The sequence below is a fragment of the Bacteroides cellulosilyticus genome (genome assembly GCF_020091405.1).
In the GTDB taxonomy this organism is placed as follows: domain Bacteria; phylum Bacteroidota; class Bacteroidia; order Bacteroidales; family Bacteroidaceae; genus Bacteroides.
This window is the reverse complement of record NZ_CP081903.1, coordinates 4046990-4064840: the sequence shown is the minus strand read 5'-3', so window position 1 is coordinate 4064840 and position 17851 is coordinate 4046990. Positions and strand designations below refer to the sequence as shown.

The 17851-nt window shown below is 41.7% G+C and carries 18 protein-coding genes; 11 read left to right on the top strand and 7 right to left on the bottom strand.

All coding sequences use genetic code 11. The features are described 5' to 3' along the window. Positions 1-60: 60 nt before the first annotated feature. Positions 61-582 carry a dihydrofolate reductase family protein gene (locus K6V21_RS15085; RefSeq protein ID WP_224319117.1) on the top strand — a complete coding sequence of 174 codons (522 nt, stop codon included), beginning with the start codon at positions 61-63 and terminating at the stop codon, positions 580-582. A gap of 105 nt (positions 583-687) precedes the next feature. Here the strand turns inward: K6V21_RS15085 and topB are convergent, their stop codons facing one another. Genes topB through K6V21_RS15070 form a run of 3 tightly spaced genes read right to left on the bottom strand, consistent with a single transcriptional unit; the run spans position 688 to position 4486 of the window. After that, a complete protein-coding gene (gene topB, locus K6V21_RS15080; protein WP_224319116.1) occupies positions 688-2769 on the bottom strand; it encodes a type IA DNA topoisomerase in 2082 nt (693 codons plus the stop codon). Continuing rightward, positions 2766-2954 carry a hypothetical protein gene (locus tag K6V21_RS15075; protein WP_224319115.1) on the bottom strand — a complete coding sequence of 63 codons (189 nt, stop codon included), beginning with the start codon at positions 2952-2954 and terminating at the stop codon, positions 2766-2768. Before K6V21_RS15075 ends, topB begins: the two co-directional genes overlap by 4 nt. Continuing rightward, a complete protein-coding gene (locus K6V21_RS15070) occupies positions 2951-4486 on the bottom strand; it encodes a DUF3945 domain-containing protein (protein WP_224319114.1) in 1536 nt (511 codons plus the stop codon). Before K6V21_RS15070 ends, K6V21_RS15075 begins: the two co-directional genes overlap by 4 nt. Before the next feature lie 853 nt (positions 4487-5339). On the opposite strand from K6V21_RS15070, the gene K6V21_RS15065 reads away from it, so the two are divergent. Both K6V21_RS15065 and K6V21_RS15060 read left to right on the top strand, forming a co-directional pair. Further along, a complete protein-coding gene (locus tag K6V21_RS15065) occupies positions 5340-6902 on the top strand; it encodes a hypothetical protein (RefSeq protein ID WP_224319113.1) in 1563 nt (520 codons plus the stop codon). Between the two features lie 36 nt (positions 6903-6938). Next, positions 6939-7769 (top strand): hypothetical protein, encoded by an 831-nt coding sequence (locus tag K6V21_RS15060; RefSeq protein WP_224319112.1) that lies wholly within the window; start codon positions 6939-6941, stop codon positions 7767-7769. Between the two features lie 46 nt (positions 7770-7815). Here the strand turns inward: K6V21_RS15060 and mobC are convergent, their stop codons facing one another. Genes mobC through K6V21_RS15040 form a run of 4 tightly spaced genes read right to left on the bottom strand, consistent with a single transcriptional unit; the run spans position 7816 to position 11796 of the window. Further along, complete coding sequence (mobC, locus tag K6V21_RS15055) at positions 7816-9825, bottom strand: conjugal transfer protein MobC (RefSeq protein WP_224319111.1); 2010 nt, start codon at positions 9823-9825, stop codon at positions 7816-7818. Between the two features lie 20 nt (positions 9826-9845). Next, on the bottom strand, positions 9846-11084 hold the full coding sequence (gene mobB / locus K6V21_RS15050; RefSeq protein ID WP_224319110.1) for a conjugal transfer protein MobB: 1239 nt from the start codon (positions 11082-11084) through the stop codon (positions 9846-9848). Beyond that, positions 11069-11506 (bottom strand): conjugal transfer protein MobA, encoded by a 438-nt coding sequence (gene mobA, locus K6V21_RS15045; RefSeq protein ID WP_224319109.1) that lies wholly within the window; start codon positions 11504-11506, stop codon positions 11069-11071. Before mobA ends, mobB begins: the two co-directional genes overlap by 16 nt. A 20-nt stretch (positions 11507-11526) precedes the next feature. Then, positions 11527-11796, bottom strand: coding sequence for a hypothetical protein (locus K6V21_RS15040; protein WP_115484113.1), 270 nt, complete (start codon positions 11794-11796; stop codon positions 11527-11529). A gap of 69 nt (positions 11797-11865) precedes the next feature. Between K6V21_RS15040 and K6V21_RS15035 the strand changes: the two genes are divergently transcribed. The 8 genes from K6V21_RS15035 (at position 11866) to K6V21_RS15000 (ending at position 17848) form a co-directional block, all read left to right on the top strand. Continuing rightward, positions 11866-12243, top strand: a complete 378-nt coding sequence (locus K6V21_RS15035) for a hypothetical protein (RefSeq protein WP_224319108.1) — start codon at positions 11866-11868, stop codon at positions 12241-12243. Continuing rightward, positions 12240-13001, top strand: a complete 762-nt coding sequence (locus K6V21_RS15030) for a ParA family protein (RefSeq protein ID WP_007216062.1) — start codon at positions 12240-12242, stop codon at positions 12999-13001. Before K6V21_RS15035 ends, K6V21_RS15030 begins: the two co-directional genes overlap by 4 nt. A gap of 4 nt (positions 13002-13005) precedes the next feature. Beyond that, positions 13006-13443: a DUF3408 domain-containing protein gene (locus tag K6V21_RS15025; RefSeq protein ID WP_224319107.1), complete on the top strand. Its 438-nt coding sequence runs from the start codon at positions 13006-13008 to the stop codon at positions 13441-13443. Between the two features lies 1 nt (position 13444). Next, a complete protein-coding gene (locus K6V21_RS15020) occupies positions 13445-14158 on the top strand; it encodes a hypothetical protein (RefSeq protein WP_196039602.1) in 714 nt (237 codons plus the stop codon). A gap of 163 nt (positions 14159-14321) precedes the next feature. Further along, a complete protein-coding gene (locus K6V21_RS15015; protein WP_011107106.1) occupies positions 14322-14618 on the top strand; it encodes a DUF4134 domain-containing protein in 297 nt (98 codons plus the stop codon). 11 nt (positions 14619-14629) lie between these two features. Next, positions 14630-14962, top strand: coding sequence for a DUF4133 domain-containing protein (locus tag K6V21_RS15010; protein ID WP_196039603.1), 333 nt, complete (start codon positions 14630-14632; stop codon positions 14960-14962). Continuing rightward, complete coding sequence (locus tag K6V21_RS15005; protein WP_196039604.1) at positions 14959-17463, top strand: TraG family conjugative transposon ATPase; 2505 nt, start codon at positions 14959-14961, stop codon at positions 17461-17463. The genes K6V21_RS15010 and K6V21_RS15005 overlap by 4 nt, the downstream gene beginning before the upstream one ends. Before the next feature lie 28 nt (positions 17464-17491). Further along, entirely contained in the window at positions 17492-17848 is a 357-nt protein-coding gene (locus K6V21_RS15000) for a DUF3876 domain-containing protein (RefSeq protein ID WP_224319106.1), read from the top strand. Positions 17849-17851: the final 3 nt, after the last annotated feature.

Genomic DNA, 17851 nt, shown 5'->3' with positions numbered 1-17851 from the left:
GCTTTTTCTTTGGATGCGCTGCCGAACAGTTTATTAGTAGAAACTGTTAAATAATCAATTATGAAACATTTAAAGACTTGTATTGCCGTATCTCTCGATGGCTTCATAGCCACAAAGGATAATGAATTGGACTGGATGCCTGAAAACGTGAGTAAAGAAATTGCAGCAGCCTATGAACAATCGGGTGTACTGCTTGCCGGAGTGAATACCTATACCTGTATTTTTGAACATTGGGGCGGATGGCCGTACAAAAGTAAAAAGACTTTTGTAGTGTCCCACTACGACACCAATGTGACCGAAAAGGAGAATGTAACCTTTCTTACCGATATGCCTTTACGGGCAATCAATGAACTTAAATCAAGTTCGGAAACGGATATTCAGGTCATTGGCGGCGGTAAGTTTATAACCTCGCTGATTGAAGCGTCCCTGCTGGATGAAATAACGCTGTATATCGTTCCGGTCATGCTTGGGGACGGTATCAAGTTTATAGGAAAGACTTTCGGGTCGAAGTGGGAACTGACCGGACACCGGGTTACAGACAATCAGGTCGTTCGCCTGACCTACCAGTATAAAGGAGAATGATTTAAAAAAGCACCCGGTGTCCCTCCGGGTGCTTCAACCACAAAAATTTCAATTATAAATCTATCTATAATGAAACTTTCTGTGGCAAATATAACTATTTCCGTCTTATTTCTTCGGTTTGCCTTTCTTTTCAGGGAACACGAAAGTAACATTAAACTGCCCGTCAAAGGCAAGTGAAGCGTCAAAGACTTTGCCGTTCTTGCTTTTAAAGCCTTTGATTAGCCCGGTTTTCCCGGCAGTCACCAGTTCGGTAATCTGTTTGTCCGTTAGCTGTTTGTCGCTCTTGTTGCGGAAGATGGTAACGGAACAATCCACATTGGAACATTTGGCGACTTTCGGATAGAAAAGGATGCGCCCGGTCTTACATTTCGGGCAGATACAACCACTGCCCGAAGCGAAAGAAAGTTGAACATCCAAAAGTTCAGCCGTGATTTGCCGTGCATACACTTCGATGCCTTTACGGAACGTATCGGGGTTCATTTCCCCGCTTTCTATTTTGGCAAGGGTATTTTCCCACATTCCCGTCATTTCAACGTCTGCTATCTTCTTATCCCGGATGATATTATAAACGGCAAGACCCTTTTCGGTTGGGACAAGGTTCTTTTTCTCCCGGACGATATACTGGCGGGAAAACAGTGTCTCGATGATGGCTGCCCGTGTTGCGGGCGTACCTATACCCGTATCTTTCATGCTGGCTTTCAGGTCGGCGTTTTCCAGTTCCTTACCTGCCGTTTCCATTGAAGAAAGCAAACTGCTTTCCGTGTGTAACGGCTTGGGCTTGGTCTGTTTCTCCAGTAGTTCAATGCCGGAAAGCGGTAAACTATCTCCGTCCTGCAGGGCGGGCAAAGCGGCGTTATCTTCTCCGTCCTCTTTCTCGCCGAATACGGCACGCCATCCGGCGGACTTGATTACAGACCCTTTGACCGTGAAAAGCGACCCTGCACATTCCAGCGTTACACTGGTAACGTCTTTGACGCATTTTTCAGAAAAGGCTTCCAACATTCGTCCGGCTATCAGTTCGTAAACTGCCTGTTCGTCTGTTTCCAGTTTACCGGGCAGGTTTTCCGTTACTATCAGGGCGTGATGGTCTGTTATCTTGCCATCGTTCACGGAACGGAAATTTAAGGCTTTGCCTTTCATCCCGGCAGCATATCCGGCAAAGCGGGCGTACTGTTCCAAATTAACAAGACGTTCCGGGATTTCCTCGAATACGTCCTGTGAGATATAACGGCTTCCGGTTCGGGGGTAGCTGATTAGTTTACCTTCGTATAACTTTTGGGCGATGGATAGGGTTTTGTCTGCGGAAAAATTCAGTTTGGTATTCGCTTCTTTTTGAAGTGAAGTTAAATCATAGAGCAACGGCGGTTCTTGGTTTACTTCCTTACGTTCTACGGTTTTCACCTGTACCGTTTCCGCTTCCTTTATCCTTTGCAGCGTGTCGATGGCGGGCTGCTGTACATCGTATTTGTCTGCGGATAGTGCCGCAAAAGTTACATTTTCCTTTGCTGCCTGTAATTTCAGTTGCCAATACTTTTGCGGGACAAAGTTCTTGTTCTCCAAAAAGCGGGTACATATCATTGCCAACGTAGGCGACTGTACCCGTCCCAAAGAAAAAATGCCTTGTCCGGCTGCCACACTTAAAGCCTGTGTACCATTTATGCCAATTAAATAATCCGCTTCACTGCGTGCCTGTGCCGAAAGGAATAAGTTATCATACAGGCTGCCGGCTTTCAGGTTTTGCAGTCCCTCACGGATTGACTTGTCGGTAAGGCTGCTTATCCATAAACGGACAAAGGGCTTGTTGCATCCAATGTAATTGTAAATATATCTAAATATGAGTTCTCCCTCTCTCCCTGCATCGGTAGCGACAATTATCTTATCCGACTGGTCGAATACTTCTTTGATTACCTTTAGTTGTTTCAATGCGCCGGGGTCTGCCTTGTACCCTTTTTCCGCTTTCACTTGTCGGGGTGTAAGTTGAAAACTATCCGGGATAATAGGCAGACTTTCCCGGCGGAAACTCTGTATGCCGTATGCTTCCGGCATTGCCAAACCTACAAGATGGCCGAACGCCCAGGTAACGAGATACCCGTTACCTGAAAGGTAGCCATCCTGTTTTTCACTCGCTCCTAAAATACGGGCAATGTCCCTTGCCACACTTGGTTTTTCTCCGATTACTGCAATCATTCTAATTTTGATTTTAATTGTTCCACTTCTTTTTGTCTTAGGATTTTCCGGTCATAATAGATGTGGTAGCCATCTATATAATATTGTCGGTTCTGCTCGTCTATGGCTTCCCAGTCTGTTTTGTAACAGGCGAAGAAAAACAGGGCAAAACCGACAACCGGGATAAGGATTAACACCGCTATCATCTTTTGCGTCCCCTGCTCTGTTTGGGTTTGTCCGTCTGCTCCTGCTTCTCCTTTTTATCCTGCTTGGTCTTTTGTTTTTCAGTGGGCTTGTCCTGACCCTTTTTCAAGGGTTCTTTCACTTTTTTGGTGGCTTCGTTGGTCTTGCCTTCCGAATTGACCGCTACCTGTGTGCGGTTCTTGCTTGCCGGAGTAATCTCTTTTACGGCGGAACGGTCAAAGCTGGGATTGTCACTGTAAAAGCCTAACTTCTTCTTATCATGGTTCACCTGAATATAAGCATCGTATTCGACCCCCCGCTTGTCTTTCAGCCCGGCAACAAAGATGGTCTTGTCATTGACTAAATCCTGCTGTTGCTGGCGGGATAGCTCTATTCCTGAAATGCTTTTGGGAATGGTTACACCGTCACTGGTGACAAGGCTGTTCTGCTGCGTCTGTTTCTGCCCTTGCTCCTGTGACTGTTTGGCATTGGGATAGATAAATTCCAGACTTTTCTTATCGGCATTGACCTGAACGGTTGCGGAAAAGGGATTTTTACGGTTGGAAATCATGTTTTCAAGGAATACCCCTTTTCCTTCCCGTAAGGCTTGCTGCTGTTCCTTGTTCAGTTTGACACCCTTTATTTCATCCGGTATTTGGACGCTGCTTGCACGCATGGAAACCAATTCGTTTGTTACCTTATCCACGCTGACGAAAGAGGGTATCATTTCTCCTGTGATATAGTTTTTCAGGTTTACTATCCGTCCCATGTTTCCCGTTTCAAGAAGATTGGCTTTATCCTCTTTGGAAAATTCATGTCCGAAGAACGGGCGTTCAAGTTCCGGCTTTTGTCGGATGCCGTGTATAGCCAAAACTACATTCCCGTCCTTGTCGTGCCGGAAAGATAAACGTGCGTCCAGTTTCATAATGGCTGAATTGTAGTTACCTGCAATGGTGAACGCTCCGGGCGACTTGTACCCCCTTAACATGGGTTCTAAAGCCTTTGCCTTTTCAAGCTGTTCTTTGGATAGACCAAAATTCTTCAAGGCTTCCCAGTCCACTTTATCCGGGTCAATCACATACTTGCTTTTGTCGGGTTGCTGCGGTGCTTGCGCCGTTGCTCCCGTTTCTTTAGCTGGCTGCTGTGGTTGTTGGGTTTGGGTTTCCTGCTGTTCTTTCTTCGCTTCCTGCTTCACGGTTTCAGGTGTCACCCGATAACGCTCTATGCCCGCTTCGTTTTCAGGTGTCGGATGATTAAAATTATCCCTGATTATCGGCTCGATTTTGGGAAGTTCAATCTTAGGGATTTTGAAGAAGTTAAAACGGGTAGGGTTCTTCAACTGGTTCATCATGTTGGAAAAGAAGTTGGAAAAGAAATCACCGTGACGGTCGAATTTCAAAAGTTCGCTGTTGTTCTCCGGCGGTACGGTTTGGAGTTCCCCGTTTTCATCCACACCTTTTACTGCGCTGATTGTCTTTTTCTCCTTATCCAGTACAAGAAGAATATCCATCATCTGTTCGTCAGTGGTGGACTGGTTGGCTGTGTTTACATCCATAATGTTTTGAATTTTAGTGAGTAAATAAAAATTTCGGAAGTAAAAGTAAGGATGAAATAGAGTATATTTAAGGATTTGGGAATAGGTGGCTTCATTAGTCCTCGTTTGTCCTTATTTGTCCAAGCATATCAATAATTGCCAATAAATTATTATCTTTGAAAGCGAATATCGTTTTGTATAATCATCAATTAAAGTAGATATGATAATAACCGTAATAATATTGATTATTTTATTATTGATGGGTTGGAATACTATAAAATGTAGTCTTAACAAATACATCAAAGATAATAACAGTGTAATTGAATATAGAGATAAGTTCATAGAATTTTGTAATCAATTCAATAGTAATAATAACCAATCAACCTCTCTTGACTTATATAACTGGCTTATTATGAATTCTCAACATATTCAGAATATAATTAGTGGATTTGGAAAGATGGATTATAAACCTGCATTTGCTCAATACTATATCCGCAATTAGAAGTTATTTTAAATACAATACCAAAGTTTAGAAATCATGATATTGAGGAGTTTGACATATATTCAACAGATGAATGTTTATTAAGATATATAGGTTATCAAAATGAGAGAATAAATTGTATAAAAAAGCAAATTAAAAATCCAATTATATGGTTTCGAGAAGGAGTAAAAAGTATAATTAATATCATACCATTTCTTTTTAATTGGTTTGGTATCATATCATCGTCACGAGTTAGGAGTATTATAAATAGTAATTTTTGGAATATTATTTCTGGAATTATTGCATTAGCTGGTTTTATTAGTTCTTTAGTCACAATTATTGCTGGAAAAGAGGATATTTTGAAATTGTTTAATTATATAAGCACTTTGTGAAATGGATTATTTTTCAAGAATTAAACCTATATTAAACAAGTTGACAGATTACAATATTATTGATAATCTGTTTGTTATTCGTCAATATTTACTTGCACTTGAAAAAGGAATAGGATATTATAGACTTCCTCACATAGAGAATAGTAATAATGTTATTCTTATGCCTAATATATGTGACTTTCTAATCGCTAACTCTCTAAAATACTGCACTTTTAATAAAGGTAAATACTATCTTGGCAATTTTAAAGATAGATTAAGAATAGTTGTAGAACTTACAAAATTAGAAGAAAAAATAAATAAAGATGCGATAGATACTGATATATGGACATGGTTACATTCATTCTGTTTTAATCAAACAAAATTACAAAACTCAACGAATATCGTATATGAAACATATCGTTACTATTGGATATTTAAAGATGAAAAGCTTCGTGAAGTCATTGAGAATAAAATCAATATGAAATATAAAGATTTTGTTATTTGTGCTTTTTGGCTATATTCAAAATTTACTCAACAGTTCGCATTTAGCCTTAATCATTTAATCTCTTTTCCAAAGAATTATCAAGGCACTCCATTTAATGCCGAAAATATTCAAAAAACTATATCTATATTTTGCAAAACATTATCGGAACACAAGGATATGGCAAAATTAAGTACAAAATATACAGACGAAGAACTTTTTAACTATAATGATTCTCCACATATAATCTATCCTCTTTTTGAATATAACAATAATATCTATTGTATATCACCAAGATATTTATTAAATCAATTAAATTCAGGTATATATTACATTGCAAACATTCCGCAAAATAATGTTTCTGGACCTTTTGGAAAAAGTTTTGAAAAATACACAGGAGAAGTTATAAAACATTATAGTCCTTCTTCTTATTTCATATCTCCCGAAATTCCATACGGAAAAGATAATAACAAAACATCTGATTGGATTGTTTCAGATTCAGAAAATATTCTTTTCATAGAATGTAAGGCTAAACGATTGATGGCTAAATCGAGAAAGCAATGGAGCTTTGATATGACAAGTATAGATTGTGTTATAGATAACAATTTAATTAACGATGAAAATTATATAAAGTTAATTCCTGACACTTTAACAAAGGACATTATCATATTAGGAATAGAAATTGGTAAAATATATAAAGTTTATAATGATTATAGATGCAATAAAATAACAAACCTTCCGTATAATGAGAATATAAATTTTTTCCCTATAATGGTAACATTTGAAGAATGGTATGCTGGATGCCCAAGCATAAATGATTGCTTAACTCGGATTGCAGAAGCATATCTAAAAAAGAAAGATATTGATATTTCCATTATTCAAAAAAACAAATACAAAATCATTTCAATAGATACTTTTGAGATTGATTATCAAATAATGGCAAAGGAAGGTATTTCCAATTTCTTCAAAATGGAAAAAAGCAATATACTTGATGACTATAAGAAAAATTTTCATTTAGATTCTTATTTTTTTGATAAATTCTCAGAAGAGCTTATATCTCCAATTGGAGATATAATAGCAAAAAACGACAAGTGTCCGTGCTAATATTTATATTTATTTAATTTTGACAGAAAAGTATATATGGGAATAATGAAAGAATACTATTTTGATATGTTGGAAGAAAAATACAACAGTCGTTTAGCAAGTATCTTGGGAATAACTACGGATGAATTAGATACATTAAAACCTGTTATTGAGGAATATACAGGATATGATGACACTTTATATAGCTATATTATATCTTTTAAAAAAGATTCTCCTCAAGACATTTTAAAAAAAATCAATGGAATTAATGATAGAAATCAAGTATGGATTGATTCATGGGAGTTAGACAATCAAGACTATGACGACTATACTTACATATCAGCTCCTTATAGAAATTCGCATGAAGAATATCAACAAAGTATAATCAATATTGATAGATTAAATAAAATAAGATTAGGAGTTGAAGAATTAGATAAAATATTTAGAAAACAGATTTATAGTAGTATTGTATCTTCCTTAGAACTGTTTTTATATGAAACAATTATTAATTTAACAAAATCAAACAGTGAATATGTTGATAATATTATAATTAATCATCCTCGATATAAAGAACCTGATATAGCTGAAAAAAACAATAGTGAGAAACATAAAATGGTAAAATCAGCTTTAATGAAATTGAACTATCATAATTTAGAGAAAGTATCTGTTTATTACAATTCAGCTTTCAATATAAGTTTCCCTGCATTTGAAGATTTAAAAAAACATCTCACTGGTATGCGAAATAATATTGTTCATAGAAATGGGAAAACATTAGATGGAGAAATTGTTGAGATTACCGAAAGTGAGATTAATGAATTATTAGATTTGTCCAATAAACTGGTTGATTATATTGCAGAAAAATTGGATTTGAATGGTTTACCTTTTTAAAAAGGGATGAAATAGCATCTATTCATCCCTCCCTACTTATTGTTATTTATTCTTCTACCTTGATAAGATGCTGCAAGTCAGGGTCATTCTTTATCCGTTCCATTTCGTCCGTGACAATCTGCTGAACTTCCTGCTTGACCCGGTTGTAATTTGCCTGTATTTCTTCCTGCATCCGGTCGTTCCCGTCCTCGTCCCTAAAATCTATGATTTTGGGTAGCTTCTTGTAATTGGCTGTTTCCCGCTTCACTTGCTCGTTATCCACCACAATTTCACAATGAAAAATCTTCTGCTCGATGCGTTCATCGAAGTTGTCACTGACCGCACCCACGAACATACCCTGCGTCAAGTTGGATATTTTACTGGGTGGTATCAAACTATCCATTTGCGTACTGATTGAGGTTGATTTATCATTCCTATTGATAGTCATACTTTGCCGTTTTTGTAGTACCTTTCCGAAACGGTCTGAAAGCGTTTTTGCCGTTTCAGAAACCACCTGACCGGAAAAAATATTACCCACCGTATTTTCGATAACTTTGCTTTCCTTGTCCCCATAGTCCCGGCGTAACTGGCTGAAATCCTGAAAGCCCAAACAGACCGCTACCTTGTTGCTTCGTGCCGTTGCTATCAGGTTATCCAGTCCCCGAAAATAGATGGTCGGTAATTCATCAATGATTACAGAACATTTTAGCTGGTGCTTCTTGTTTATCAGCTTTACGATACGGGAATTATACAAACCCAAAGCACAGGAATAGATATTTTGGCGGTCGGGATTATTGCCTACCACCAAAATTTTAGGTTCTTCCGGATTGTTTATATCCAGTGAAAAATCATCCCCTGTCATTACCCAATACAGGGCAGGTGAAATCATTCTTGAAAGTGGGATTTTAGCACTTGCAAGCTGCCCTTGAAGCTGGTCTTGCGCATTGGATTCCCATGCGTCCATGAACGGTGAAAGGTAGTTTTCCAGTTCGGGATAACTGGTTAAAATTGTAAACGTGTCGGCATATTTCTTGTTCAGAAATTCAATGGCGTGCGGGAATGTACAATACTTCCCACCCTGATAGATTTTCAAAAACCAAATGATAGAAGCCAGTAAGATAATAGGACTTTCTACAAAGAAATCCCCCTGTTTGGTTATCCAACTGCGGTTCAAATTTAACATGATTGTATAACTGGCTTCGTATGCGTCTGATATGTCCGTCATAAATGCCGGATTTATCGGGTTACATCGGTGGCTCTTACGTGGGTCATCAAAATTGATTATGTAAAATTTGGGCTTCACCTTGTACCCGTCCGAATGGTTAAGCAAATGATTGTAGGCTATCTCCGAAAGGTCGGGAAATTTATAGTCATACAGATACATTGCGAAGCCCTTTTCTATTTGCTGTTTGATAAATTGGTTTACGACACAAAAAGACTTCCCACTGCCCGGATTTCCAACAACGATGCACGCACGAAAAATTGCTACAACGTTTATCCATCCATCGTTCCACTTCTTTTTATAGTAGAAACGAGAACGAAGATTTACGGAATATTCGTTTTCTATCAGGCGTGTTTCCTGTGCGAAACTTTCATTTTCCAAATTAAACACATCATCCATCAGGCTATTTTTCAACAGGCGGGAAATCCATACTCCGGCTGCCAATAACGAAAGATACCCGGCTGTCATGGTAAAGATATACAATGCCGTGTTTGCCGCCAGTGGCAACGGTAAAACCAATAACCACCAGTTCAGGAAGAACAGGATAAAACCGATTGTCAGGAAAACATAAATCTTGTTCCATGTGATTTTTTCCTCTTTCACTCCCTTTGTTCCCAAACAGGAAAGTGCAAGGAATACCACTGAAAAAAGTTTGGTATATAGGATATTGGAGAACAGCCCGGCGGTACGCTGGAAGTTCAGCAGGATTTTATCGACTACCCCGATATTGACACCCCATTCCATAAACGACTGATAACAAAACCAATAGATGTTTATCACTACAAATAAAATACTGATTGCCCGCATAAAGTCCATGACTTTTGCAAGTCCTCTTAAATCATCTTCATTCTGCATAATTGAAATTTTTATAGTTATTAAATACGTCTTTGTTTCTTCTTCTTTTTCTTCTTGGGTGGTGGAACTTGGCTGTTGTCGGGTGGCGTATCGTCCCCACCGGATAACAGGCTGAACAGTCCCGCAATGGTTTTTCCTGTATTTTCAAGGTGTCCGGTCAGGTTATATTCCGGTTTTTGCTCCTGCGTTTCCTGTTTACTGTTTCCCGTCAAAGTACGGGAGCCGGAAAACAGGTCATTGAACACATTGGCGGAAAAGTCCTTGCCCAACCGTGAACCGTTTAGGACGGTACGGTTTTCGTGGTCGATGAATGTTACACCGTATATCCTGCCTGTATCGTTCTGCCGGAAAAGAACATCTATGCCTTTCGCTTTCAATTCCGTAATAAGCTGTTCCCGGCTACGGGCGGATTTCATTACTGCCCCAACCGTCCGGCGGGTACGCTCTTTCAGGTTCTTGTCCTGAATGTCTTTTGCCGATTTCTTGATGTGTCTTTGGATGACTTCGTAACCTACCGACTTTCCCAAAGAGGAAGATTTGAACGGATTTCCCTGCTTTTCTCCCTTGTCATTGGTCGCCGAATAGACAATGCCGTTATAGGGTTTTCCGTTCACTTCCCCTTTCACTTCTTCCGCCTGTACATTATATATAGATAGCAACGCTTTGTATTCCGTGAAACTCTGGAAACGGTAACTGCTGGCAAGGGCTTTCACCGTATTGGATAACTGGTGCTTTACGTCCCCTGCCCGGTAGTCCACCTTTTTAAGTTCGGGGCGGTCGGCTGCCTGTTTCTTCTCTGCCGGATGCAGACCGTACTTCTGTTCCAGTTCACGGGTGATTTGTTTGCTACGGATATGCTCGAACTTGTCATTTATCTTTTTGCCTGTATCATCTACCCGGATGGAAACGATATGTATATGATGCCTTGCAATATCTTCGTGCTTGTAAACCATATACGGCTGGTTGCCGTACCCCAACTTATCCATATACTCTTTGGCAATATCCGCCAACTGGCTATCAGAAAGTACATCGTCCGGGTGCGGGTTCAGGGAGATATGGATAATCGGCTTTTCCGTTTTCAGGTCTGCGGGCAGGTGCATATCGAAACATTCCATACATCGCCGGATGCTGAAATTTCCGTCCTCGCTTTCAAACATACGGTTGCTTAAAAGTACCTTTCCCTGCTCTTCATCCACCTTGTTTTGGTTGTAGGATAGCGCACCGAACAGGGAACTGCCTACGCTTATCTTTGCAACCATCTTGTTTCAAATTCACGGGTCAGTTCAATAATTTGGCGGTTCAAGTCGGCAAGTTCTATCGTTGCCTTTTCCAGTTTATAGAGAAAAGCGAGAGCTTTCTTCTCTGAGAAATTGGTATTGAGAGCCTTTACCACCTGATTATAATTCACGGCGATACCCCTGTACTGGGAATATAAAGCGGTCAGCCGGGTATAATATTCTACCGCCGCCTTGTCTATTTTAATCACTTTGAACGGTTCTCCGAAGATACGGGCGGTGATAAAATGCGCTTTCGTGCGCATACCGGACTGGTCGAACAATGCCAAAAAGCGGGCGTGGTCTATCGCATTGAAGCTGATAGAGTACCGGAACACTGCCGGGTCTGCTTTGGGCTTTCGTCCTGCGCCACCCGGATGGGGCGCATTTTCATTTTTCTGTTTCATGCTACATTTTTTTTAAAGGGTTACGACTTCGGAGTGACCCTATCCCGGCTTCGTCCGGGCAAGGCGTTCAAAGCTGCTGAAAGAATTTCAAGCTGCTTAGAACACACCTTGCTATTTGCCAGTGCAAATAAAAATCCGCCTACGGACGGATTGGGGTTAGCGGATATTGGAACGCTCCCGGTGGCGGGGGCTTGGTTAGCCTGACCGATACCTTTCGGTTGCAAAGTAACGGGTATTAAAAATGCTGTGAAATAGCGGGTTATAGGACAAATGAGGACAAACGGGGACATTTGAGGACACCTTTCAAAAGGGGTTGCTTTTCTACGTTTATTTGTCCCGGATTTAAGAAAGAAAGCAATATGGATAGATGGATATATGTAACGGAAAGCAGACGGAAAGAAAGCGGTTTTGAAAACTTGAAAACAAGATTTCAAGATTACAATCTTTCAAGAAAGCAAGAAAGCAAACCGGATGGAATGATTGAAAGGAAACAGGCTTTCAATCGGGAAAGCAAACTGTCTGCAAAGAAAACAAGCTGTCTTTGTGGAATGAATGAAAACAAAGAAGCAAGAAAGCGAACAGGCTGTCTTTGCAGAAAGATAGCAAGAAACAAGGAAAGTGAAAAAGAAGTCATGCTCTCTTTCGTGCTTTCAACATGGAACGAAAGAAAACCATCCGTCAATCTCTACGGATGGAATGAAATAAAGATGTATCACAAAAAAGAATTATTACAATGAAGAAAGAAACCTTGTATGTAGCTTTCTCCACCCAAAAGGGCGGGGTCGGCAAAACAACGTTCACCGTTTTGGTGGCAAGTTATCTGTATTATCTCAAAGGGTATAACGTGGCGGTCGTGGATTGCGATTACCCGCAGCACAGTATCAGTGCCATGCGCAAACGGGATGCCGAACAAGTAAACGGTGACGATTATTACAAACAGCTTGCCTTTCACCAGTTCAAGACGCTGGGAAAGAAAGCGTACCCGGTCTTATGCAGTTCGCCGGACGAAGCGATAAAAACGGCGGATGAATTTCTTGCGTCTGCCGGGTCGGATTATGATGTGGTCTTTTTCGACCTGCCCGGAACGGTGAACAGTGAGGGCGTTATCAATTCGCTTTCAGGGGTGGACTACATTTTCACTCCCATAGCCGCCGACCGGGTGGTATTGGAAAGCAGCCTTTCCTTTGCGGTGGCTATCGACAAACTGCTGGTAAGGAATGAAGCGTGCCGACTGAAAGGGCTGCACCTGTTTTGGAACATGGTAGATGGGCGGGAAAAAACAGACCTGTACACCCTGTATGAACAGACCATCGGGGAACTGGAATTACCCCTTATGAAAGTATTTATCCCGGACACCAAAAGGTTTAAAAAGGAACTGGACGCACAGCGTAAAACCGTGTTCCGTTCTACGCTGTTCCCGGCGGACAAACGGCTGGTAAAGGGCAGCAACATGGAAGAACTGATAACCGAAATCGCATACCTTATAAAACTGTAACGATATGGCAAAGCAAAGCGGCGGGAAACCGCAAATAGACGAGGATTTTATGAAAGAGATTATTTCACAGGGCTTGCCCGTGAAAAAACAGGAAATGCCATCGGTGGCGGTGGAAACACCGGATAAGCCGGAAACAGTGAATAAGGAAGAAATCAAGGCAGAACCTAAGGAAGAAAAGGCGGTGAAAGAACCTGCCCGCCGGAAAAAGAACACTCCGGGCGATTACCGGGAAACCTATTTCATGCGGGTGGACTTGACCGACCGCCAACCGTTATATGTCAGCCGTACCACCCACGAAAAGCTAATGAAAATAGTAACTGTTATTGGCGGACGCAAGGCAACCGTGAGCAGCTATGTAGAAAATATCCTGCTTCGGCATTTCGAGCAGTTTCAGGACGAGATAAACGAACTGTACGAAAGCAAATTTGAAAAGCCGTTCTGATATGTTGAAATGGTTTATTATCGGAACACTCCTGTATTACGCCGTTCTCTTATGGCGATACAGGGATAGCTTGGGAACATGGTTCACGGGTGGGAAAAAGCAGCCGGAGCAGCCCAAAAGCAAACCGACCGTGAAAGCCGGAAACGGTGATTGTCTTGTAGGTGCAAGCCGTTACCGGGTGGGACAAATGAGGACAAACGGGGACATCTTAGGACACCTTTCAAAAGGGGTGGATAATGCTTCTATATTTGCCCCGCAAAGCGATGAAGCGGTGGAAGAAACGCCTGATAACAAACAGGTGGAAGATGAAAATACCGATACCCTACAAGCGATTGAAACCGAATTTGAAATGGAATTTGAAACGGAAAATACGGAAGAAACGGACGTTTCGGCGGATGAAATCGAAGCGGAAGAAATCGCCTGCTACATGGGTAACGGTGAACCGGAAATGGCACAGGGTATCACGCTGGGTGAGCTGGCGCAAATGGTACAGGTCATTCAGATAAAACAAGCGTCCGAAACGGAAGAACGGCAAGCGGTTCAAACCATCTGCCGGACGGAAACAAACCTGTTTCATTCGCTGGTGGAGCAGATTAACGGGGGCAGGTCACGGGTGGCGGAACTTTTACAAAAGCATGAGATACCCATGCCCGCCACCGTCCCGGCTGCCGGAAGTAATGAAATGGCAGACTTTGACATGAACGATTTTCTTTAATGGTAAACTTTAAATAATAAGATGATGAAACAAAGAGATTACGGTTAAGACAGACCTTTCCGAACATGGGGAACACTCCCCGCAACCACAAAAATCAATTATTAATCACTCCGCCGGGCGGACTATCCACCCGTCCGGCAATTAAAAAATCAATGTATTTATAATGAAAAAGAAAGTTCTCTTTTCAGCAGTCGCTCTATTGGCTGCATCCGCTACGTTTGCACAAGGTAACGGCATGGCGGGTATTACAGAAGCTACCAACATGGTAACATCCTATTTTGACCCGGCGACAAAATTAATTTACGCCATCGGTGCGGTGGTAGGCTTGATTGGTGGCGTGAAAGTATATGGCAAATTTTCTTCGGGTGACCCCGATACGAGCAAAACGGCGGCTTCGTGGTTCGGTGCTTGTATCTTCCTGATAGTCGCTGCCACCATCCTACGTTCATTCTTCCTCTAAATAAATGGACTATGGCAGACTATCCGATTAACAGGGGAATAGGCAAGCCAGTTGAGTTTCGGGGGTTGAGAAGTCAATATCTTTTCATTTTTGCGGGCGGACTGTTAGCCCTGTTCGTGCTTTTCATCATCATGTACATGGTAGGCATTAACCAGTGGGTGTGCATCATCTTCGGCGTTACTTCGGCAACGCTGCTTGTATGGCTCACATTCCGGTTAAACGAAAAGTACGGGACACACGGGTTAATGAAATTGTCCGCACGCAAAAGCCACCCTTTCCATATCATCAACCGAAAAGCCATATCCCGATTATTCACTAAAAATCAGAAACAAGCATCGAAATGAGAAATATATTAAAAGCTACCACGCTGGAAAACAAGTTTCCACTGTTCACGGTGGAAAACGGCTGCATCGTTTCCAAAGATGCCGATATAACAGTGGCGTTCAGGGTGGAACTGCCCGAACTGTTCACCGTCACGGCTGCTGAATACGAAGCGATACATTCCGCTTGGAACAAAGCAGTCAAGGTGCTGCCCGATTACAGCATCGTACATAAACAGGACTGGTTCATCAAAGAGAACTATGCGCCTGACATCCAAAAGGATGATTTGAGTTTCCTTTCCCGTTCCTTTGAACGGCATTTTAATGAAAGACCGTTCTTAAACCATACCTGCTATTTGTTTCTGACGAAAACGACAAAGGAACGTAGCCGGATGCAGAGTAATTTCTCCACCCTTTGCCGGGGCTTCCTTGTCCCCAAAGAGATAAAGGACAGGGAAACCGTTACAAAGTTCCTCGAAGCGGTGGGGCAGTTTGAAAGCATTATGAACGATAGCGGTTTCATTACCCTTACCCGCCTGAACTCGGACGAAATCACCGGAACAAAGGAAACGGCGGGTATCGTGGAAAAATACTTTTCACTCTCACAGACCGATACCACCACACTGAAAGATATTTCGCTGGGTGCTGACGAAATGAAGATTGGCGATGATATTCTTTGTTTGCATACCCTTTCGGATGCGGAAGATATGCCGGGAAAAGTAGGGACTGACACCCGCTATGAAAAGCTATCCACCGACCGGAGCGATTGCAGGTTATCTTTTGCTTCTCCGGTGGGCGTGCTGCTCTCCTGTAACCATATATATAACCAGTACATCTTCATTGACGACCATACGGAGAACCTGAAACAGTTTGAAAAGATGGCTCGCAATATGCACTCCCTTTCCAAATACAGTCGTGCCAATCAGATTAACAAGTCTTGGATAGAGGAATATTTGAACGAAGCACATTCACAGGGGCTTATCTCCGTGCGATGCCATTGTAATATCATGGCTTGGAGTGACGACCGGGACGAATTGAAGCACATTAAAAATGATGTGGGGGCACAGCTCGCACTTATGGAGTGCAAGCCACGCCACAACACCACCGACACGCCGACCCTGTTTTGGGCGGGCATACCCGGTAATCAGGCGGACTTCCCGGCGGAAGAAAGTTTCTACACCTTTATTGAACAGGCTCTTTGCCTGTTCACCGAAGAAACGAACTACAAAAGTTCGCTTTCTCCCTTTGGCATCAAGATGGTGGATAGGGTCACGGGAAAGCCGTTGCACATCGACATATCAGACCTGCCCATGAAAAAAGGTATCATTACCAATCGCAACAAGTTCATACTTGGGCCGAGTGGTAGCGGCAAGTCATTTTTTACCAACCACATGGTGCGCCAGTATTACGAACAAAATGCGCACGTCCTGTTGGTTGATACCGGAAACAGTTATTTGGGGCTGTGTGAAATGATAAACCGGAAAACGCACGGGGAAGATGGGATATATTTTACCTATACCACTGAAAACCCGATAGCGTTTAATCCTTTCTATGTTGAAGATGGGATATTTGACATCGAGAAAAAGGAAAGTATCAAAACGCTTATCCTGACCCTGTGGAAAAGGGATGATGAAGCACCCACACGGGCGGAAGAAGTGGCTTTGTCGAACGCTGTAAGTTCCTATATCGAACTGATTACTAAGGACAGTTCAGTTACTCCCTGCTTCAATACGTTCTACGAGTATGTGAAAACCGATTACCGGGTGCACCTGCAAGAAAAGAACGTCCGGGAAAAGGATTTCGATATAGACAATTTCCTGAATGTATTAGAACCTTACTATAAAGGGGGCGAATACGACTACCTGCTGAACTCCGACAAGGAACTTGATTTGCTGCATAAACGCTTCATTGTCTTTGAGTTGGATAATATCAAAGACCACAAAATTTTATTTCCGATTACAACCATTATCATTATGGAAGTTTTCATTAACAAGATGCGTAAATTAAAGGGTATCAGGAAATTAATATTGATAGAAGAAGCATGGAAAGCGATTGCATCGGCGAACATGGCGGACTACATAAAATATTTATACAAAACCGTTAGAAAGTATTTCGGCGAAGCGATTGTAGTTACCCAAGAGGTCGAAGATATTATATCTTCTCCCATTGTAAAAGAGAGCATTATAAACAATTCGGATTGTAAGATACTGCTCGACCAAAGGAAATACCTTAATAAATTCGATAGCATACAGAACCTTTTGGGACTGACCGATAAGGAACGTTCACAGGTGCTTTCCATCAACCTTGCCAATCATCCGAACCGGAAATACAAGGAAGTTTGGATAGGCTTAGGCGGTACACAATCAGCCGTATATGCTACCGAAGTGAGTTTGGACGAATATTTTACATACACCACCGAAGAAACGGAAAAGATGGAACTATTCGCCTTGTCCGAAAAGTTGGGCGGTAATCTCGAACTGGCTATCAAACGGCTTGCCGAAAGCAAGCGCAATCCCGAAAAATAATCAACTAACAATTTAAAAATCAATCAGTATGAAACATTTAAAATTCCTGTTTCCGGTGCTGTTATGCACTTTGTTACTGGGGCTTTCTTCCTGTAAGGAAACGAACACCGACCGTCTTAGGGCGATGCGTGGTGACTGGGAAAGCGTGAAAAACCGTCCTGCGTTCTCTCTCTTTGAAAAAAACGGGCATTATAGGGTAACGACCCGCAAAATGACCTACCGGGGGACTATCCAAACGGAAACCTATCAGATTTCAGAACAGGACGGAAACCTGTTCATCGAAACGGGGCTTTCCGTCCTGCTGACCTATGACAAAGAGAACGACCGGATTCTGCTTTCACCCGGTGGAGAATACAAACGGAGTAAACAACCAATAAAGAAGTAAGCG

Coding starts and splice junctions, on each gene's coding strand:
- K6V21_RS15085 (WP_224319117.1), top strand. CDS start 61: ATGAAACATTTAAAGACTTGTATTGCCGTATCTCTCGATGGCTTCATA.
- topB (WP_224319116.1), bottom strand. CDS start 2,769: ATGATTGCAGTAATCGGAGAAAAACCAAGTGTGGCAAGGGACATTGCC.
- K6V21_RS15075 (WP_224319115.1), bottom strand. CDS start 2,954: ATGATAGCGGTGTTAATCCTTATCCCGGTTGTCGGTTTTGCCCTGTTT.
- K6V21_RS15070 (WP_224319114.1), bottom strand. CDS start 4,486: ATGGATGTAAACACAGCCAACCAGTCCACCACTGACGAACAGATGATG.
- K6V21_RS15065 (WP_224319113.1), top strand. CDS start 5,340: ATGGATTATTTTTCAAGAATTAAACCTATATTAAACAAGTTGACAGAT.
- K6V21_RS15060 (WP_224319112.1), top strand. CDS start 6,939: ATGGGAATAATGAAAGAATACTATTTTGATATGTTGGAAGAAAAATAC.
- mobC (WP_224319111.1), bottom strand. CDS start 9,825: ATGCAGAATGAAGATGATTTAAGAGGACTTGCAAAAGTCATGGACTTT.
- mobB (WP_224319110.1), bottom strand. CDS start 11,084: ATGGTTGCAAAGATAAGCGTAGGCAGTTCCCTGTTCGGTGCGCTATCC.
- mobA (WP_224319109.1), bottom strand. CDS start 11,506: ATGAAACAGAAAAATGAAAATGCGCCCCATCCGGGTGGCGCAGGACGA.
- K6V21_RS15040 (WP_115484113.1), bottom strand. CDS start 11,796: ATGTCCCCGTTTGTCCTCATTTGTCCTATAACCCGCTATTTCACAGCA.
- K6V21_RS15035 (WP_224319108.1), top strand. CDS start 11,866: ATGGATAGATGGATATATGTAACGGAAAGCAGACGGAAAGAAAGCGGT.
- K6V21_RS15030 (WP_007216062.1), top strand. CDS start 12,240: ATGAAGAAAGAAACCTTGTATGTAGCTTTCTCCACCCAAAAGGGCGGG.
- K6V21_RS15025 (WP_224319107.1), top strand. CDS start 13,006: ATGGCAAAGCAAAGCGGCGGGAAACCGCAAATAGACGAGGATTTTATG.
- K6V21_RS15020 (WP_196039602.1), top strand. CDS start 13,445: ATGTTGAAATGGTTTATTATCGGAACACTCCTGTATTACGCCGTTCTC.
- K6V21_RS15015 (WP_011107106.1), top strand. CDS start 14,322: ATGAAAAAGAAAGTTCTCTTTTCAGCAGTCGCTCTATTGGCTGCATCC.
- K6V21_RS15010 (WP_196039603.1), top strand. CDS start 14,630: ATGGCAGACTATCCGATTAACAGGGGAATAGGCAAGCCAGTTGAGTTT.
- K6V21_RS15005 (WP_196039604.1), top strand. CDS start 14,959: ATGAGAAATATATTAAAAGCTACCACGCTGGAAAACAAGTTTCCACTG.
- K6V21_RS15000 (WP_224319106.1), top strand. CDS start 17,492: ATGAAACATTTAAAATTCCTGTTTCCGGTGCTGTTATGCACTTTGTTA.